Consider the following 18,648-nt stretch of genomic DNA (forward strand, 5'->3'; position numbering starts at 1 on the left):
CCCGTCGCCCGCTTCCGGAGCCTGTTCCGGCATCCGGACTACAGGACGTGTCCGGGCTGCCCGTCATCCGTGACCACGGAGCGCCCCGACGACTCCCACACCTGCATCCCGCCCGCCACGTTCACGGCGTCGATGCCCTGCTGGACCAGATACATGGTGACCTGGGCGGAGCGCCCGCCGGAACGGCAGATGACATGCACCCGGCCGTCCTGCGGGGCCGCCTCGGTCAGCTCGCCGTACCGGGCGACGAACTCGCTGATCGGGATGTGCAGCGCCCCTTCGGCATGGCCGGACTTCCACTCGTCGTCCTCACGGACGTCCAACAGGAAATCGCCGTCCTCGAGGTCCGTGACCCCGACCGTGGGCACCCCAGTCGCAAAACTCATGCCCCCGACGCTACCGGAAGCAACCGAGCCGGACTTCACACCGCGGGGCGGCCGGGGTTCCGGCCGCTCCACATCTCAGCCCTGCAGGGCCGCCAGCTCCGCCTCGCGTTCGGTCACCTGGGCGCGCAGCTGCTCGGCTATCTCCTCCAGGAGACCGTCCGGGTCGTCCGGGGCCAGTCGGAGCATCGAGCCGATGGCGCCCTCCTCGAGTTCCTTCGCGACCAGCGTGAGCAGTTCCTTGCGCTGGGCGAGCCACTCGAGCCGGGCGTAGAGCTCGTCGACGGCACTCGGGGCCTGCTCCTTCGGCTTCGGGCCCGCGGCCCATTCCTCGGTGAGCTCGCGCAGCTCCGCCTCGCTGCCGCGGGCGTAGGCGGCGTTGACACGGGTGATGAACTCCTCGCGGCGGCGGCGTTCCGGCTCCTCCTGCGCCAGGTCCGGATGCGCCTTGCGGGCGAGGTCGCGGTAGAGCTTGCGGGCCTCCTCGCTGGGCCGCACCCGCTCCGGGGTCCGGACCGGCTGGTCCGTGAGCATGGCTGCGGCCTCCGGGAAGAGACCGTCGCCGTCCATCCAGCCGTTCAGCAGCTGCTCCACACTGGGGATCGGCAGCAACCGGGAGCGCGCGTCCTCGGCCAGCCGACGGTCCTCGGGATCACCGGTGCGGTCCGCCTTGGCCTCCAGGATCCGGGCATCCAGTTCCTCGAGGCGCAGATACATGGGGCCGAGCCGCTGCTCGTGCAGCCGGGAGAAGTTCTCGACCTCGATGCGGAAGGTGTCCACCGCGATCTCGAACTCGATCAGCGCCTGCTCGGCGGCTCGCACGGCCTGCTCCAGCCTCGCCTCGGGCCGCTGCGCACCACCTTCGGCCGTCACCTGCTGCTCCGCACCGGCGCCGCCACCACCCTGCTCACCCTCCGAGGTCGTCACCCGCACAGCGTAGGCCACCACCGCCGCCCCCGGAGCCCACCCGGCCCGCTCCCGGCACCGGCCCGGCCCGCCGAACCGCAGGCCGGATCACCTGCCAGCCCCCCCTGTCGACCCACCGACGGGGCATCGGAAACGGAACGCGGACACCCGGTCCTGCCCCACGCCGCCCCGCTGCTCAGACCCCCGTCTCCGCCGCGATCCGACCCGACCGCACCGCCGCCACCAGGTCCGCGTGGTCGGCCTCCGTACGGTCGGCGTAGCGGAGCGCGAAGTCGGCCATCGCCTCGTCGAGCTCGTCGTTCTTGCCGCAGTAGCCGGCGATCCGGCGGGGGTCGGCGCTGTGGGAGTGGGCACGGGCCAGGAGGGCGCCGGTCATGCGGGCGTAGTCGTCGACCTGGTCGGCGGCCAGGGCCGTCGGGTCGACGCTGCCCTTGCGGTTGCGGAACTGCCGGACCTGGAAGGGCCGCCCCTCGACGGTCGTCCAGCCCAGCAGGTTGTCGCTGACCACCTGCATCCTCTTCTGGCCCAGGACCACGCGCCGGCCCTCGTGGTCGGCGTCGGGGACGTCGAAGCCGGCCGTCAGCAGATGCGGGACCAGCGCCGAGGCGCGGGCCTCCTTCACCTGGAGGACCAGGGGCTCGCCCCGGTGGTCCAGGAGCAGCACGACATACGAGCGGGTGCCCACGCTGCCCGTGCCGACCACGCGGAACGCCACGTCCTGCACCGCGTGCCGGGCCAGCAGCGGAAGCCGGTCCGGCTGGAGGGTGCCGACGTACTCCTCCAGGGAGTGGGCCACCGCGGCGGCCTCGGCGTCGTCGACGCGCCGCAGTACCGGCGGGGCGTCGACGAAACGACGTCCGCCGTCCGCCGTCGCCTCGGTGGACTTGGCCGCGAAACGGCCGCTGGTGTTGGCGCGGGCCTTCGCGTAGACCCGCTCCAGGGTGCCCAGCAGATCGTGCGCGTCGGTGTGGGAGACCAGCTCCTCGTCGGCGATGGCGTTCCAGGCGTCCAGCACCGGCAGCTTGGCCAGCAGCCGCATCGTGCGGCGGTAGGCGCCCACCACGTCACGGGCGGCCTTGCGGCAGGTGTCCTCGTCCGCGCCGACCTCCCGTCCCGCGAGCACCAGCGAGGTGGCGAGCCGCTTGACGTCCCACTCCCAGGGGCCCCACGCCGTCTCGTCGAAGTCGTTCAGATCGATGACCAGTCCGCCGCGCGCGTCGCCGTACAGGCCGAAGTTGGCCGCGTGCGCGTCGCCGCATATCTGCGCGCGGATCCGCGTCATGGGGGTGCGGGCCAGGTCGTGGCCCATGAGGCCCGCCGCGCCGCGCAGGAAGGCGAACGGTGTCGCCGCCATCCTGCCCACACGTATCGGCGTCAGCTCGGGCAGCCGGCCGCGGCTGGACTCCTCGACCGCGCTCACCGCGTCGGGGCGGGAGGGGTCCAGGTCGAGAGCGGCGTGGGCGCTGCGGGGGACCAGCCGGCGCAGGGCCTTGCCGTCCTCCTTGGCCGAGCCCTGGGGCGGCCATGCGGCGAAGCCCCGTACACGCGGCAGCCGCCGCACCTCACCGGCCGCCCGGCCGTCCGGTCCCGTCCGCGCAGGCATCCCTTCCGTACCGGTCCCACCGTCAACGATCTCGGTCACAGCAACCGCCTCCCCCGTACGCCCACACGTACGCCCGTACACACGCTCGACCACGCGCACGCATCGACAACCGACACGAACGACCGTCGGCCCTGCGTCGACACAGGAATCGGCGCAGGCCAAGAGATCAACCGTGCCGACCGTACAACTCCATGGGCGAAACGCGTCAGGTCCTGTGGACGACTCCGGGGCTGTGGACGACCCCCTCACCCACACGCGCCCCTGCGACTGCCCGCCACAACTGCCGACCTCGGCCTCACCGTGCCCACGCCCACGCCCGCCTACCCCGCCTCGGCGACATCTCCCCCGACCGGTTCCAGCCGTCCCTCCGCGAGGGCCCGCTGGGCGCGGTCCACCGAGATGTCCAGCCGGGCCAGCACCGCCGGGACCGCGATGCCCGGCAGCATGTGCTGGAACAGCACGACGACCCGGTGCTCCAGATCCTGCCGCTGGCAGCGCAGTTGCGAGAGGAGCTGCACCCCCGAGTAACTCGCGACCAACAACTCCGCCGTCTCCGTCGCTTCGACGTGCGGCAGCAGTTCACCCCCCGCCTTCGCCTCGGCCAGGGTCCGGGTGGTCTGGTCGATCCACATACGGAACGCCGGGGTCCGGTCCAGGCCCAACGCCCCTTGGTCCAGGGCCAGTCCGACACTGGCCCGCACCAGCGGATCGGTCCGCAGCCGCAGGGCCAGCACCAGACCGGAGTCGACGAGTTCCTGGAGCTTGCTCGACTGGGGCGGCAGGGTGACCGCCAATTGCTCCTCGAAGATGCCGAGCGCCAGCTCCTCCTTGGAGCCGAAGTGGAAGTACAGGGCGCCCTTGGTCACCCCGGCCCGGTCCAGGATCTCCCCGATGGTCGCGGAGGTGTAGCCGCGTTCGTCGAAGACGGCCGCGGCCGCGGCCAGAATGGTCCGCCGTGTGCGGATCGCGCGCTCCTGTCGCGCCATCGGGTGCCTCCTGATCTCCGTGGATCTCATGGATCGCCGTGAAGTCGCCGCGCGGGCGCCGTGCATGATGCCGTGCGGGCGCGTGGGCTCGTCTCCAACGGTATGGATCACCCTTGAAAAAAACCGGCTCGTCCGTATCTTAGTGCGAAAGTCGACCGGATCCAGGCCGTCCAGCCGTCCAGCCGAGGGGTTGCCATGCCGCAGTCAGGTCCCTCAAGTACGACCACGGAGGATCAGACCGAACAGGGGGGCGAGCCCGCAAACGCGGCCGGCCGGGCTGCCGGTGCCCACACCGGCCCCGGCACCACCAGGGTCACCGAGCGACTCGCGCACCGCACCCGCGCGGCGGACGTCTTCCCCACGGACTGGATACGCCTCTCCGACCTCGCCTTCCGCGTCACCGCGCACTGGCCCGCCGACCACTCCTTCTTCGGCCCGGCCGACGACCGCCACCAGGACCCGATGATCATCGGCGAGACCCTGCGCCAGACCACGATGGCCCTCGCCCACGCCGAGTTCGGCACCCCACTCGACACACACTTCGTCATGTGGGATCTGTCGGTCACCGCGGACCCCTCCGGACTGTTGCTCGCGGACGCCGCCGAGCCGGTCGCCATCGACGTCGTCTGCTCCGAGGTGCGCCGCCGAGGACGCGGTCTGAGCAGCATGCGGACCACCATGGATTTCCGCCGCGCGGGAGGGCTCGTCGCCCGGGGCACCGGCAGCACCGGCTGCACCTCACCGGCCGCCTACCGGCGCCTGCGGGCCCGGCAGTTGGACGCCATGGACAGCGCGATACCCCTGCCGCCCCCCGTCGCCCCCGAACTGGTCGGCCGCGACCGTGCGCAGGACGTCGTCCTCGCCCCCGCCGACCGCCCCGGCACCTGGCTCCTGCGGGTCGACACCGGCCACCCCGTGCTCTTCTCCCGGCCCAACGACCACGTCCCCGGCATGGTCCTGTTCGAGGCGGCCCGCCAGGCCGCGACCGCGGCATCCGGCAGGCGGTCCTTCCTGCCGACCGACATGGCCGTCTCCTTCAGCCGCTACGCCGAACTGGACAGCCCCTGCCTGCTCGAAGCCGAAGTCCTCGACAAGGACAAGGCCGACGCCGACGCCGACGCCGACGCCGACGCCGAGAACGGCGAGGTGACCGTACAGGTCTCCGGCCGGCAGGACGACATGCCCGTCTTCACCGCCACCCTCACCTCAGCACCTCACGGCCGCACCCCGGACCACGCCCCGGTACGTTCGCCGCTGTGACGCTGAGAACGGTGAACCTTCTGATCACGGGCGGCACCGGCTTCATCGGCAGCCGGGTCGCGGCGGCCGCACACCGACGCCCGGACACCCACGTCCGTCTGCTGTCTCGCCGAACCCTCAGCACACCCGTCGAGACCGTACCCGGCGATCTCGCCGATCCCGCGTCCCTGTACGGCAGTTGCACCGGCGTCGACGTACTCGTCCACTGCGCCTCACGCGTGAGCGGCGACCCGGAATCGCTCGCGGCGGTCAACGACCGGGGCACGAGAGCCCTGGTGGAGGAAGCGGTGCGCAGCGGGGTGCGCCGCATCCTCCACGTGAGCACCGCCGCCGTCCACGGCCGGGGCCCCTTCCACGGCGTACGGCCGGGCGAGGCCCCCGTCGCCCCCGCCTCCGCCACCAGCCGCACCCGTGCCGCCGCCGAGCGGCACGTCCTCGACGCGGGCGGCCTGGTGCTGCGACCCCACCTGGTGTACGGCGAGGGCGACCGCTGGATGGTGCCCGGAGTGGTCGAACTCCTGCGGGAGCTGTCGGCGACCGTGACGGGCTGCGAAGCCCTGCACTCGATGATCGACGTGGGCACCCTGGGCCGCGCCGCCGTCACCGCGGCGCTCTCCCCGGCCCTCGAGCCCGGTGTCCACTACGTCAACCATCCGGAGCCCGTATCCGCGTCGGCCCTGCTCGCGGCCGTGTGCGCCCAGGTGGAACAGCCCGCCGAGGGGGCCACGGTGGACGTCACGACCGCCTACGCGCGAGCCGCCGACTCGCCGCGCGCCCTGCACCACCTCGGCATGCTCACCGTCGACCACTGGTTCAGGGACGACACCTTCTGGAGCACCCTGAACTGCTCCCCGGGCGACGCCTTCGCCCACGCCTTTCCCCGTGCGGCCTCTTGGTACCGGTCGTTCGTCGGCGCTCCCTGACCGGCTCCCCCGCGGGCCGGCCCGCGCTCGTGCCCGTCCGTCACCCCGTCGTCGAACCAATCCGTCGGTTTGTCGACCGGGACAAGAATTCGCATCACGCCTGCTGCCGCAACCGCAGTCACGGGCTCAGACGTGATGGAGCGCCCTGGCTTCTGTGGATCCTGGTACGCGTCAAGCCGATTCCCGACGCGGAGTGCCATGAGATTTCCCTCACAGGTTCTGGACCGCATCCCACCGCGCCCGCGCCCGGTCGTGTTCGCCGAGATCCCTCAGCGGGCGTGACAGCAGGACCGCCACGGCCTCCTCGCCGCAGCGGTCCGCCGGCCACAGTGAACCAGCCGCCGATCACCCTGCCCGTCAGCTCAGGTCGGCTCGGTTCGCGTCGAGGGCCGGTACCAACAGCGTGCCGCTCGGTTCCTGCTCCTGCTGGTGGAGGAAGGCCGTGTCGGCGAGAGCGTTGACGGCGGTGTTGAACCGCTCCATCGAGGTGGGCTGGTCGGGACCGAGGACGTACTCCTTGAGCGTGTGCCGGTCGAGTGCCATCGGGTCATGGCGTGGCTCTCGCACCGACCGCAGGATCTCCGGCAGTCGGGTGCAGGCCCGGTCGAGGAGATAGGCGCCGCCCGCAGTGGTGTAGGCGGCACGGAATTCCTCGTCGGGCAGATCATTGGCGTTGGTCAGGACGTACGGCTTGAGACTCGCGACGAAGTCGGCGACGACGGATGAGACGTCGCTGATGAGGATGTCCGCCTGGTTGAAGCACTCGTACAGGGTGGGCAGTTGACCGGTGATCACCTGGTGGCGGAGGGGGCCGGTGCGGCTCCAGAAGAGGTGGTGCCATTCAGCTTCCAGTGCGTGCCACTCGTCGGAGCCGGTGTGGTCCGGCAACCGCGCGTCACGCGTCTGCTGGGCGTCGTCGCCGGTTCGGTTGCGGCCGGCGAGTTCGTTGAGCCGTTCCCTGATCTCCCGCATCCGCGGCTCCGGCTCGGCGTCGAGGTCGGGCAGGGCGTCGGCGGACTGGCGTCGGCGGTTGTCGGCGTCGAGCATCTCACGGATGGCCTGGTCGGCGGCTGCGGCTTCGGCGGAGCGCTTGCCGGTCAACGGATGCGGTTTGTACAGGACCCGCACGCCCTCGTCGAGCAGGGCACTGACCAGGTCCGTACCCATGGGGATCAGGGAGGTGTGGCAGTCGTCGTCGCTCCAGCCTTCCCAGGTCGGCGCGTACAGCACGGTGGGCAGCGGACCGGGTACGTGCTCGGCGTGCAGTCGGATCGGGGCCAGCTGGGGACGGCCGACCTCCACGATCGCGGCGTCGTCGATGGCGTGCCGGATCCGCTGGTAGCGGTCGCGGCCTGCGCGTCCGGCCACCCAGATCTCGTCGTACACCTTGCTGACCCGGTTGCTGCTGGCGAGCTTGTCGCTGTCGCCGTGGCCGATGAAGACGTGCTTGGCCTCGGCGACGCGCAGCATGTGGACGTTCTTGCCCGCGTTGCCCGGGTACAGCACCACCTTCAGTTCGGGCAGGTCGAGTTGGGCCAGGTCGTCGGCCCTGGGCACGCACACGACCGGGAGGCGGGTGCGGCTGAGGTAGGAGAAGGAGGCACGTTCCCGCAGGATGATCAGCGGACGGCGGTCGAGGTTCTCCAGGGTTTCGATCCACATGTTGACCTGGTACATGAAGTCCCGGGAGACCGCGGCGAAGCTGAAGTACAGGGCCACCTCCGGCCGGTAGTCGGCCAGCTGCCGGTTGAGTGTGGCGATGATCTCCTCCCGCTGCGGCGTCCGGCGGGCCGTTCGCACCTGTGCGGCCAGTGCCAGCAGCAGGAGAGCGGACAGGCCGAGGCTCACCGCGTATCCGGCCTTGGTGAAGGACCAGCCGGCGGTCGCCAGACCGGCGAGCAGCCCCGCGTGCATCGGCAGGTCGAGGTGGAGCATCCGGCGCAGGTAGCGGCGGAACAGCAGGGGCGGCGGAGCCTTGGGGATGCCCGCGTCGCTCATGTCCATGTTGCGCACGGCGACCGGGAGCGTCCGCTCCCGGCGGACGATGCGGTGCAGCGCGGTGTAGAACACGAGTATCCCGAACTGGGCACCCACCACGAACAGTCCGGCGGCCAGCACGGACTCGGGCGCCTCCATGCGTACCGCCAGCATGAGAAGCAGCACGTCACGGGCCAGGAAGCGCGTGACCCGGTCCACCCTGAGCGCGGCCAGCCGACGGATGAAAGCGGGCTCGACGCGGTGCAGCCACGCGTCCGCGACATAGCTGACGGCTGACGCGGCGATGAACCCCCACAGATGAGGGAGCAGAGCGAACAACGGTAGCGCCGCATAGCTCGCCCCGAGCAGAAGCGCCAGCGCAAATCCGCCCCATGTGTGTATGCGCAGCGCGGCACGCAGCGGTTGGAGCATGGTTGCTCGATGTCCCTTCCAGGATGCGGCTCGGAAGCCGGCCGAGAGTTGGGTAATACATGTGTTCGACATGTAGATGGGGTGAATGGTTGCGTAACGAGAGGTAACTTTCTCGGCACGTGAATCGGGCGGACCCGACGCACCCGCTTCAGGACCTGCGTGACGCTCGGTCGACCGTCATGCGTACGCCCCCGTGTCCATCGCCTGCGGTCGGATTCGACGGCGCGCGGGCCCGCGGTGCGGGAGTCGGGGGATGCGGCGCCCGCGTCCATTGGATTGCCGTGATCACCGCGCCACCACGGCCGGATCCCGGAGAACCCGGAGAACCCGGAGAAAAGGACACGAGGCGCGGGCACCCGAAGTCGCGTCGGACGCCTGAAGGGGTGGCCTGCGCGGCAGCTGTGCACCGGGCGGGATCCGTGTACCGGCATCGGGCGGGGAAGGGCCCCCACGCCCTCAGGTCGGCGAGGAAGGGCCGAACAGCGGCACAAGCCAGGAGTGCCGTGGCCGAGAAGCCGGTCCGGGCGAGCGGGACGAGCATGGTCACGGGAAAGGCCACGAGGCTGACCAGGCCTCGCCGCCGACGCGTACGGCTGTGGTCCACCATGATCCGGGCGCAGGGGAGACCGACCTCACGTCGGGTCTCGACCGGCTGCCGGAGTCGGTTCGCGCCGGGCCGCGCACCGGGCGGTTGGCCGCCCTGGAGCACGGCGGGACACCGCTGGGCGGGTGCGTGCGGCCCGCTCCCACGCGTCCGGCAGGCGTCGAAAGGCGAAGCAGGTGCGGGGGCTGCCCTCGAGCGAGAGCGAGGACGCGGCCGCGAGCCGGGCGAACACCGACGAACCACGGCCAGACGAAGCAGGGGCCCCGCCCGTGAGATACCTCACGGGCGGGGCCCCTGCTTCAACCAGGCTGCGCCTCGCCCCACAACCCTCAGCCAACGAGAAACGGGCCCCTGCCGTGACTTCCGTCACCTGCAGCGACCCGTTCCGCCGTTTTCTCGTTGTGCGCGAGGGGGGAGTTGAACCCCCACGCCCTTGCGGGCACTGGAACCTGAATCCAGCGCGTCTGCCTATTCCGCCACCCGCGCATTGGGTGTGTCCTCGGCCCCGCCCTGTAGTGGTTCGGCGCCTTCCGACACCAGAACATTAGCACGCTGATCGAGGTGGATTCACATCCCTTTCCACCCGCCCCGGACCCCACCCGCCCGAGCAGCACCGCCGCGCGGTGACGTCACACCTCGAACAGAAACGGTGCCGCGTCCCGGACACGCACGCATGGACAGGTGTCAATGGGTATGGATGGGCATGGATGCGCATGGAACTGTCCCCATCCCCTCCAGCAGAACCACTTCACGTATCAACCTCGTACCGGTAGCCCCCGTCTCCCCAGGTGCCGGACGGAGTGCACAGCCGCGTGCGGGACACTGGTCCACAGTCCCCTCTACGATCCATGGCAGGGCGGCTCGCACGAGCACGGCCGAAGGAGTTCGAAGGGGCCCCCGGAGGGAACTCCGAGGGAGCTCCGTCAGGCGTCGACACCGGCCGGCCGGGCAAGCAGGGGGAACCAGCCGATCGACCGGGGCGTGGATACGATCAGTAAGCAGTACCAGGTAGACGGTGCACGGACCGGCGCACCGGGCAGTAGACGCAGTGGACAGGGCAGTACACAGGACGGCGACGACGGAGGAGGTGCCCCATGGGAGTCCTGAAGAAATTCGAGCAGCGGCTCGAAGGCCTGGTCAACGGCACCTTCGCCAAGGTGTTCAAGTCCGAGGTGCAGCCCGTGGAGATCGCGGGAGCACTCCAGCGGGAGTGCGACAACAACGCGACCATCTGGAACCGCGACCGCACCGTCGTCCCCAACGACTTCATCGTCGAACTGAGCACCCCCGACTACGAGCGGCTCAGCCCGTACTCCGGGCAGCTCGGTGACGAACTCGCCGGCATGGTGCGCGACTACGCCAAGCAGCAGCGCTACACCTTCATGGGCCCCATCAAGGTGCACCTGGAGAAGGCGGAGGACCTCGACACCGGCCTGTACCGGGTGCGCAGCCGTACGCTCGCCTCCTCCAGCAGCCAGGCGGGCCCCACCGGCCCCGGCCCCGCGGGCCCCGGCACGGGCTCCCCGCCCACCGGCCGCCCCGGCGGCTACGGCTACCCGCCGGTCGCTCCCGCGGGAGCCCCGCCCATGCCGGCCGCGCCGCCGCCCGGCGGCCGCCCCGGCGGCTACGGCTACCCGCCGGCCGCGGGCGGCCAGCGGCCCCCCGCCGCACCCCCGTCCGCCGGCCGCACCCGCTACTGGATCGAGATCAACGGCAACCGCCACCAGATCTCCGACGCGACGCTGGTACTGGGCCGCAGCACCGAGGCCGACGTACGGATCGACGACCCCGGCGTCTCCCGTCGGCACTGCGAGATCCGGACCGGAACGCCCTCGACGATCCAGGATCTCGGGTCCACCAACGGCATCGTGGTGGACGGACAGCACACCACCCGCGCTACGCTCCGCGACGGCTCGCGGATCGTCGTGGGCAGCACCACCATCATTTACCGGCAAGCCGAAGGGTGAAGCGGGGGCAATGTCAGAGCTGACCCTCACGGTCATGCGGCTGGGTTTCCTGGCCGTACTGTGGCTGTTCGTGATCGTGGCCGTGCAGGTCATCCGCAGTGACCTCTTCGGTACGCGGGTCACCCAGCGCGGAGCACGCCGGGAGGCCACCCGGCCGCAACAGAGCGCCCGGCAGGCACCGCCGCCGCAGCGCCAGCAGTCCGGGGGCGGCCGCCGCGGCCGCAACGCCCCCACCAAGCTGGTCGTGACCGAGGGCACCCTCACCGGCACCACCGTCGCGCTCCAGGGCCAGACCATCACGCTGGGCCGGGCGCACGACAGCACGATCGTGCTGGACGACGACTACGCCTCCAGCCGCCATGCCAGGATCTACCCGGACCGCGACGGCCAGTGGATCGTCGAGGACCTGGGCTCCACGAACGGCACGTACCTGGACCGGTCCCGGCTGACGACACCCACACCGATTGGACCGGGTGCGCCGATCCGCATCGGCAAGACCGTCATCGAGCTGCGGAAGTAGTGCTACACCAATGACAGAACGCGAGCGGAGCGAGCACGCGGTGGGGGTCCCGACCCAGGGCCCCGGCGCGCTCCCGACCGGAGGGTGGGCAGTGTGGCTCGACACGACCGGCTGTACCCGGAGCCGACGGGCGAGGTGCGCATGAGCCTGTCCCTGCGCTTCGCCGCCGGATCACACAAGGGGATGATCCGGGAGGGCAACGAGGACTCCGGTTACGCCGGTCCCCGCCTGCTCGCCATCGCCGACGGCATGGGCGGCGCCGCGGCCGGCGAGGTCGCCTCCTCCGAGGCCATCTCCACCATCGTCGCGCTCGACGACGACGTTCCCGGCTCCGATCTGCTCACCTCCCTCGGTACGGCGGTGCAGCGCGCCAACGACCAGCTGCGCATGATGGTCGAGGAGGACCCCCAGCTCGAGGGCATGGGCACCACCCTGACCGCCCTGCTGTGGACCGGCCAGCGCCTCGGCATGGTGCACGTCGGCGACTCCCGGGCCTACCTCCTGCGCGACGGCGTCCTCACCCAGATCACCCAGGACCACACCTGGGTGCAGCGGCTGGTGGACGAGGGCCGGATCACCGAGGAGGAGGCGACCACCCACCCGCAGCGGTCCCTGCTCATGCGGGCCCTCGGCAGCGGCGAACACGTCGAACCCGACCTCTCCATCCGCGAGGTCCGGGCCGGCGACCGGTACCTGATCTGCTCCGACGGCCTGTCCGGCGTGGTCTCCCACCAGACCCTGGAGGAGGCCCTGGCGGGCTACCAGGGTCCCGAGGACACCGTGCAGACCCTGATCGAGCTGGCGCTGCGCGGCGGCGGCCCGGACAACATCACCGTGATCGTCGCCGACGTCCTCGACCTCGACACCGGTGACACCCTGGCCGGCCAGCTGTCCGACACCCCGGTCGTGGTCGGCGCCGTCGCCGAGAACCAGAACCAGCCGCACGACGGCAGCGCCATGCAGACCCCGGCCGGCCGCGCCGCCGGTCTCGGCCGCCGGCGCGGCCAGGGCGGCGGCGGGGGCGAGTTCGGCCCGCCCGGCAGCGGCGACGTCACCGGCTTCATCCAGACCGACGGCTTCGGCTACGACGAGAACGACTTCGTCAAGCCCCGCAAGAGCCGAAAGTGGATCAAGCGCTCCTTCTTCAGCCTGCTCACCCTCGCCGTCCTCGGCGGCGGCGTGTACGGCGGCTGGCGCTGGACGCAGACCCAGTACTACGTCGGCACCAACGGCGAGCACGTCGCGCTCTACCAGGGCATCAGCCAGGACCTGGCCTGGGTCTCGCTGTCGAAGGTCGAGAAGGACCACCCCGAGATCGAACTCAAGTACCTGCCGCCCTACCAGCGGAAGCTGGTCGAGGCGACCATCGCCGAGGGCGACCTGCACGGCGCCCGGTCGAAGATCGACGAACTCGCGGTACAGGCCTCCGCGTGCAGGAAGGAGGCCGAGCGACGCGCCGCCGAGAGCGAGAACAACGCGAAGACCGGCGAGGGCGAGGCCGGAGGCACCACGGGAACCACACCCGCTTCCTTCACGTCCAACACGCCGACGCCGAACCCCTCGGGTTCGACCGAGGCTCCGCAGAAGTCCACGCCCCAGTCCACGACCGCACCTACTCCCAGCCCCGGCCCCAGCCTCTCGGAGGAAGAGCAGAAGGTCGTCTCGCTGTGCGGTAAGCAGTAGGCAAGCCGTGAGAGGCCCTGTCACACGATGAGCAGTACTACCAACCCATCGGCGCAGCACACGTCCACGATCGGCGCGATCGGGGCGCCGAGCCGGCGCAACACCGAGCTCGCGCTGCTGGCGTTCGCCGTCGTCATCCCGGTCTTCGCCTACGCCAACGTCGGACTGGCCCTCAACGACGAGGTCCCGACGGGCCTGCTGGGCTACGGCCTCGGCCTCGGCCTGCTGGCGGGCATCGGCCACCTCGTCGTACGGAAGTTCGCGCCGTACGCGGACCCGCTGCTGCTGCCGCTGGCCACCCTGCTCAACGGACTCGGGCTCGTCGCCATCTGGCGGCTGGACCAGTCGGAACTGCTGCAGCGGATCCACCAGGCGGGCACCGCCGCCCCCAGACAGCTGATCTACACCGCCATGGGCATCGCGCTGTTCGTCGCGGTGCTGATCTTCCTCAAGGACCACCGCGTCCTGCAGCGCTACACCTACATCTCCATGCTCGGCGCGCTGGTCCTGCTCCTGCTGCCGCTGGTGCCCGGCCTCGGCCAGAACATCTACGGCGCGAAGATCTGGATCAAGATCGGCAGCTTCACCATCCAGCCCGGTGAGTTCGCCAAGATCGTCCTGGCGATCTTCTTCGCCGGCTACTTGATGGTGAAGCGCGACGCGCTCGCCCTGGCCAGCCGCCGCTTCATGGGCCTCTACCTGCCCCGCGGACGCGACCTCGGCCCGATCCTCGTCGTCTGGGCGATCTCGATCCTCATCCTGGTCTTCGAGACCGACCTCGGCACCTCGCTGCTGTTCTTCGGCATGTTCGTGATCATGCTGTACGTCGCCACCGAGCGGACCAGCTGGATCGTCTTCGGCCTGCTGATGTCCGGCGCCGGCGCCGTCGGCGTGGCCAGCTTCGAACCGCACGTCCAGCAGCGTGTCCAGGCCTGGCTCGACCCGATGAAGGAGTACACCCTCAGCCGGGCGGGCCAGGGGGGCCACTCCGAACAGGCCATGCAGGCCCTGTGGGCCTTCGGCTCCGGCGGCACCCTCGGCACCGGCTGGGGCCAGGGCCACTCCGACCTCATCCGCTTCGCCGCCAACTCCGACTTCATCCTCGCCACCTTCGGCGAGGAACTGGGCCTGGCCGGCATCATGGCGCTGCTGCTGCTCTACGCGCTGATCGTGGAACGCGGCGTGCGCACCGCCCTCGCCGCCCGCGACCCGTTCGGCAAGCTGCTCGCCATCGGCCTGTCCGGCGCCTTCGCACTCCAGGTCTTCGTCGTCGCCGGCGGCGTCATGGGCCTGATCCCGCTGACCGGTATGACGATGCCCTTCCTGGCGTACGGCGGTTCGTCCGTCATCGCCAACTGGGCACTGATCGGCATCCTGCTCAGGATCAGCGACACCGCCAGGCGCCCGGCCCCCGCACCCGCCACCAACCCCGACGTCGAGATGACCCAGGTGGTCCGCCCGTGAACAAGCCCCTGCGCCGAATCGCGATCTTCTGCGGCCTCCTCGTCCTCACCCTCCTCATCCGCGACAACTGGCTGCAGTACGTCAAGGCGGACGAGCTGAGGACCGACGAGCACAACCGCCGGGTCGCCATCGAGCGGTACGCGTCCCCGCGCGGCGACATCATCGTCGGCGGCGAGCCGATCACCGGACACGCCACCACCAAGGGCGACTTCAAGTACAAGCGCACCTACAAGGACGGCGCCATGTGGGCGCCGGTCACCGGTTTCGTCTCGCAGGCCTTCGGCGCCAACCAGCTGGAGTCCATCGAGGACGGCATCCTCACCGGAAACGACGACCGCCTGTTCTTCCGCAACACGCTCGACATGCTGACGGGCAAGAACAAGGAGGGCGGCAACGTCGTCACCACCCTCAACGCCGACGCGCAGAAGGCCGCTTACCAGGGCCTGAAGAAGCAGGGCGGCAAAGGTTCGGTCGTCGCCCTCGAACCGTCCACCGGCAAGATCCTGGCGCTGGCCTCCTTCCCGTCGTACGACCCGTCCGTGATCGCCGGCGACGGCAACTCCGACGCCGAGGCGTGGCAGAAGCTGCAGAAGAAGAACAACCCCGCCGACCCGATGCTGAACCGGGCGCTGCGCGAGGTCTACCCGCCCGGCTCCACCTTCAAGGTCCTCACCGCCGCCGCCGCCCTGGAGGAGGGGCTGTACAAGAGCGCGGACGAGAAGACCGACACGCCGCTGCCCTGGGTCATGACGGGCACCACGACCGAGCTGAAGAACGACGGCGACCTCCCCTGCGAGGACGCCACCCTGCGCGAGGCGCTCCGGGTCTCCTGCAACACCGTCTTCGGCAAGATCGGCGCGGACCTCGGCAACGACACGATGCTCGAGTACGCCAAGAAGTTCGGCTTCACCGAGGAGCAGTTCGTCCCGGTCCGCTCCAGCGCCTCGGTCTTCTCCGACGACATGGAGCCGTCGCAGACCGCGCTCTCCTCCATCGGCCAGTTCAACACCGCCGCCACCCCGCTGCAGATGGCCATGGTCACCGCCGCCATCGCCAACAACGGCACCCTGATGAAGCCGTACATGGTCGACGAACTCCAGGCCCCGAGCCTCGACACCATCGAGAAGACGGACCCGGAGAAGCTGAGCGAGCCGATGTCGGCGGAGAACGCGCAGATACTCCAGTCGATGATGGAGACCGTCGTCTCCGAGGGCACCGGCAGCAACGCGAAGATCGAGGGCGTCACCGTCGGCGGCAAGACGGGTACCGCCCAGCACGGAGTGGACAACAGCGAGAACCCCTACGCGTGGTTCATCTCCTACGCCAAGGGCGAGGACGGCAGCTCGCCGGTGGCCGTGGCCGTGATCATCGAGGACGACGACGCCGTGCGCGGCGACATCTCCGGCGGCGGCCTCGCGGCCCCGATCGCGAAGAGCGTGATGGAGGCGGTCGTCAAGGGCAAGCAGTGACCCCGGTCACGTCTGCTTCACATCGGTGCACGTTGCGGTACCGGTCCTGTATCGGCTGACGTACTTGGCCAGGTCACACAAAGCGAGCCGGGTACGGTAGGGCCCGGACGGCAGCCACCGGCCGCACGAACGTGCCGACCGGGACCGACGGAGAGGGCTGGTAGTTAGCTATGGAAGAGCCGCGTCGCCTCGGCGGCCGGTACGAACTGGGCCACGTGCTCGGCCGCGGTGGCATGGCGGAGGTCTACCTCGCGCATGACACCCGCCTCGGCCGCACCGTTGCTGTGAAGACGCTACGCGCCGACCTCGCGCGCGACCCGTCCTTCCAGGCCCGGTTCCGCCGGGAGGCCCAGTCGGCCGCCTCGCTCAACCATCCCGCGATCGTCGCGGTCTACGACACGGGCGAGGACTACATCGACGGGGTCTCCATCCCGTACATCGTCATGGAGTACGTCGACGGCTCCACGCTCCGGGAACTCCTGCACAGCGGACGCAAGCTGCTGCCGGAGCGGACGCTGGAGATGACCATCGGCATCCTCCAGGCACTGGAGTACTCGCACCGGGCCGGCATCGTCCACCGCGACATCAAGCCGGCGAACGTCATGCTGACGCGCAACGGCCAGGTCAAGGTCATGGACTTCGGCATCGCCCGCGCGATGGGCGACTCCGGCATGACGATGACCCAGACCTCCGCGGTCATCGGCACCGCGCAGTACCTCTCGCCCGAGCAGGCCAAAGGCGAACAGGTCGACGCCCGCTCCGACCTCTACTCCACCGGCTGCCTGCTGTACGAACTGCTGACCGTCCGTCCCCCGTTCGTCGGCGACTCCCCCGTCGCGGTCGCCTACCAGCACGTCCGCGAGGAACCACAGGCACCGAGCGTCTTCGACCCCGAGGTCACGCCCGAGATAGACGCGATCACGCTGAAGGCGCTCGTCAAGGACCCCGACTACCGCTACCAGTCGGCCGACGAGATGCGCGCCGACATCGAGGCCTACCTCGACGGCCAGCCGGTCGCGGCCACCGCGGCGATGGGCGCGGTCGGCTACGGCGGCTACCCCGACAGCCAGGCGACGACGGCTCTGCGCACGGACGCCGGCGCCGCCACCTCGATGCTGCCGCCCATGAACCCGGACGACGGCGGCTACGGCTACGACGAGCGTCCCGGCAGGCGCCGCCAGCAGCAGAAGAAGAACAACAACACCTCGACGATACTGCTGGTCGCGGCGGGCGTCCTGGTCCTGATCGGCGCGATCCTGCTCGGCCGCTCGATCTTCAGCGGCAACGGCGGCGTGGGCAACGATGACGTCCCGGTCCCGAACTTCATCGGCAAGACGGAGACCGAAGCGGAGAAGCTGGCCACCAACTCCGAGCTTGTCCTCGAGTTCACCTCGAAACCCTGCGAGAACCAGACCAAGGGCAAGATCTGCTCGCAGGACCCCGAGAAGAACACGGACGTCAAGAAGGGGGACACCGTCAACCTGGTGGTGTCCACCGGGGCGCCCAAGGTGGTGGTGCCGAGTGTCCTCGGCGACACCATCGACGACGCCAAGACGGAGCTCGAGGGCGACAAGTACGAGTTCGTCGTGGAGACGAAGGAGAAGGAGGCCCCGGAGAACCCGGGCACCGTCCTCGCGCAGGACCCGCCTCTCGGCGAAGAGGTGGAGAAGGGCACCACCATCACCCTCACCGTCGCCAAGGCGGTCGCCAGGTCGACCGTCCCGGACGTCCTCGGCCAGACGTGCGACCAGGCCAGGGCGCAGGTGACCGCCAACGAGCTGGTGCCGAGCAGCTGCACCGAGCAGGAGGTCGACGACCCGAACCAGGTTGGCAAGGTCATCCAGACCACGCCGCAGAAGGGCCAGCAGGTCGACAAGAACTCCCAGGTGCAGATCGTCGTCGGCAAGGCCAAGGAGGCCGAGAAGGTCGCCGTCCCGAACGTCAACGGCCAGTCCCTCAAGGACGCCCAGAAGATGCTCCAGGACGCCGGGCTGGCGGTCGGTGAGATCAAGGGCTCGCCGGACCCCAACTCCTTCGTTCTCGGCGCCGACCCCAGCCAGGGCAATCCGGTCGACAAGGGAACGGCGGTCACCCTGATCACCGTGGATCGGGGCGGCAACAACGGCGGCAACAACGGCGGCCCCGGCGGCATCTTCGGCGGGCTCACCGGCGGCAACAGGGACGACTGACCCCTCCCGGACCGGCCCCGAACACGCCGGAGCCCCGGCGCCCTCTCCGGAGGGCGCCGGGGCTCCGGCTTACCACGTATGGGTATGTACAGAACTGACCCCCTTCAAGAAGGTCAGTGGGATCCAGTGAGGCTCCCGAGCCTCCCTCTGCGGTGCCCTCAACGCGCTGAACTGCGGCAATCCGGAAGTGACAACGCGTCACCCCCGTCGGCCAGTTGCCCACAAGCCCACCGGAGCCCCCTCTCACCCACCCACAGCGGA

13 protein-coding genes and 1 tRNA gene are annotated in these 18,648 nt (G+C 70.2%); 8 read left to right on the forward strand and 6 right to left on the reverse strand.

From position 1 onward, the window contains the following. Positions 1 to 38: 38 nt before the first annotated feature. The 4 genes from JL475_RS03100 to JL475_RS03115 all read right to left on the reverse strand — a co-directional run bounded on the left by JL475_RS03100 (position 39) and on the right by JL475_RS03115 (position 3,899). Complete coding sequence (locus tag JL475_RS03100; protein ID WP_202275368.1) at positions 39 to 368, reverse strand: rhodanese-like domain-containing protein; 330 nt, start codon at positions 366 to 368, stop codon at positions 39 to 41. Positions 369 to 461: 93 nt separating this feature from the next. Beyond that, complete coding sequence (locus tag JL475_RS03105; protein ID WP_202274965.1) at positions 462 to 1,310, reverse strand: hypothetical protein; 849 nt, start codon at positions 1,308 to 1,310, stop codon at positions 462 to 464. Positions 1,311 to 1,485: 175 nt separating this feature from the next. After that, a complete protein-coding gene (locus tag JL475_RS03110) occupies positions 1,486 to 2,913 on the reverse strand; it encodes a DUF2252 domain-containing protein (protein WP_202275370.1) in 1,428 nt (475 codons plus the stop codon). Between the two features lie 320 nt (positions 2,914 to 3,233). Continuing rightward, the gene (locus tag JL475_RS03115; RefSeq protein ID WP_202274966.1) at positions 3,234 to 3,899 is read right to left on the reverse strand and encodes a ScbR family autoregulator-binding transcription factor; all 666 of its coding nucleotides are present in this window, start codon (positions 3,897 to 3,899) and stop codon (positions 3,234 to 3,236) included. Between the two features lie 195 nt (positions 3,900 to 4,094). Here JL475_RS03115 and JL475_RS03120 point away from each other — a divergent pair, with 195 nt between their 5' ends. Next, positions 4,095 to 5,159 carry a ScbA/BarX family gamma-butyrolactone biosynthesis protein gene (locus JL475_RS03120; RefSeq protein WP_202274967.1) on the forward strand — a complete coding sequence of 355 codons (1,065 nt, stop codon included), beginning with the start codon at positions 4,095 to 4,097 and terminating at the stop codon, positions 5,157 to 5,159. 11 nt (positions 5,160 to 5,170) lie between these two features. Next, the gene (locus tag JL475_RS03125; RefSeq protein WP_307824961.1) at positions 5,171 to 6,082 is read left to right on the forward strand and encodes an NAD-dependent epimerase/dehydratase family protein; all 912 of its coding nucleotides are present in this window, start codon (positions 5,171 to 5,173) and stop codon (positions 6,080 to 6,082) included. Positions 6,083 to 6,439: 357 nt separating this feature from the next. Here the strand turns inward: JL475_RS03125 and JL475_RS03130 are convergent, their stop codons facing one another. Continuing rightward, positions 6,440 to 8,491, reverse strand: coding sequence for a hypothetical protein (locus tag JL475_RS03130; RefSeq protein ID WP_202274968.1), 2,052 nt, complete (start codon positions 8,489 to 8,491; stop codon positions 6,440 to 6,442). Positions 8,492 to 9,497: 1,006 nt separating this feature from the next. Continuing rightward, positions 9,498 to 9,581: transfer RNA gene (locus JL475_RS03135), tRNA-Leu, on the reverse strand. 608 nt (positions 9,582 to 10,189) lie between these two features. Between JL475_RS03135 and JL475_RS03140 the strand changes: the two genes are divergently transcribed. The 6 genes from JL475_RS03140 to pknB all read left to right on the forward strand — a co-directional run bounded on the left by JL475_RS03140 (position 10,190) and on the right by pknB (position 18,387). Beyond that, entirely contained in the window at positions 10,190 to 11,062 is an 873-nt protein-coding gene (locus JL475_RS03140; RefSeq protein ID WP_202274969.1) for a DUF3662 and FHA domain-containing protein, read from the forward strand. A 10-nt stretch (positions 11,063 to 11,072) separates the two neighbouring features. After that, complete coding sequence (locus tag JL475_RS03145) at positions 11,073 to 11,582, forward strand: FHA domain-containing protein (RefSeq protein ID WP_109376622.1); 510 nt, start codon at positions 11,073 to 11,075, stop codon at positions 11,580 to 11,582. Positions 11,583 to 11,723: 141 nt separating this feature from the next. After that, on the forward strand, positions 11,724 to 13,265 hold the full coding sequence (locus tag JL475_RS03150; RefSeq protein WP_202275374.1) for a Stp1/IreP family PP2C-type Ser/Thr phosphatase: 1,542 nt from the start codon (positions 11,724 to 11,726) through the stop codon (positions 13,263 to 13,265). Between the two features lie 27 nt (positions 13,266 to 13,292). Further along, positions 13,293 to 14,729: an FtsW/RodA/SpoVE family cell cycle protein gene (locus JL475_RS03155; RefSeq protein ID WP_202274970.1), complete on the forward strand. Its 1,437-nt coding sequence runs from the start codon at positions 13,293 to 13,295 to the stop codon at positions 14,727 to 14,729. After that, positions 14,726 to 16,198, forward strand: coding sequence for a penicillin-binding protein 2 (locus JL475_RS03160; protein WP_202274971.1), 1,473 nt, complete (start codon positions 14,726 to 14,728; stop codon positions 16,196 to 16,198). Before JL475_RS03155 ends, JL475_RS03160 begins: the two co-directional genes overlap by 4 nt. Before the next feature lie 170 nt (positions 16,199 to 16,368). After that, entirely contained in the window at positions 16,369 to 18,387 is a 2,019-nt protein-coding gene (gene pknB / locus JL475_RS03165) for a Stk1 family PASTA domain-containing Ser/Thr kinase (RefSeq protein WP_202274973.1), read from the forward strand. Positions 18,388 to 18,648: the final 261 nt, after the last annotated feature.

Origin of the sequence: Streptomyces sp. M2CJ-2 (assembly GCF_016757295.1) — a bacterium.
GTDB lineage: Bacteria > Actinomycetota > Actinomycetes > Streptomycetales > Streptomycetaceae > Streptomyces.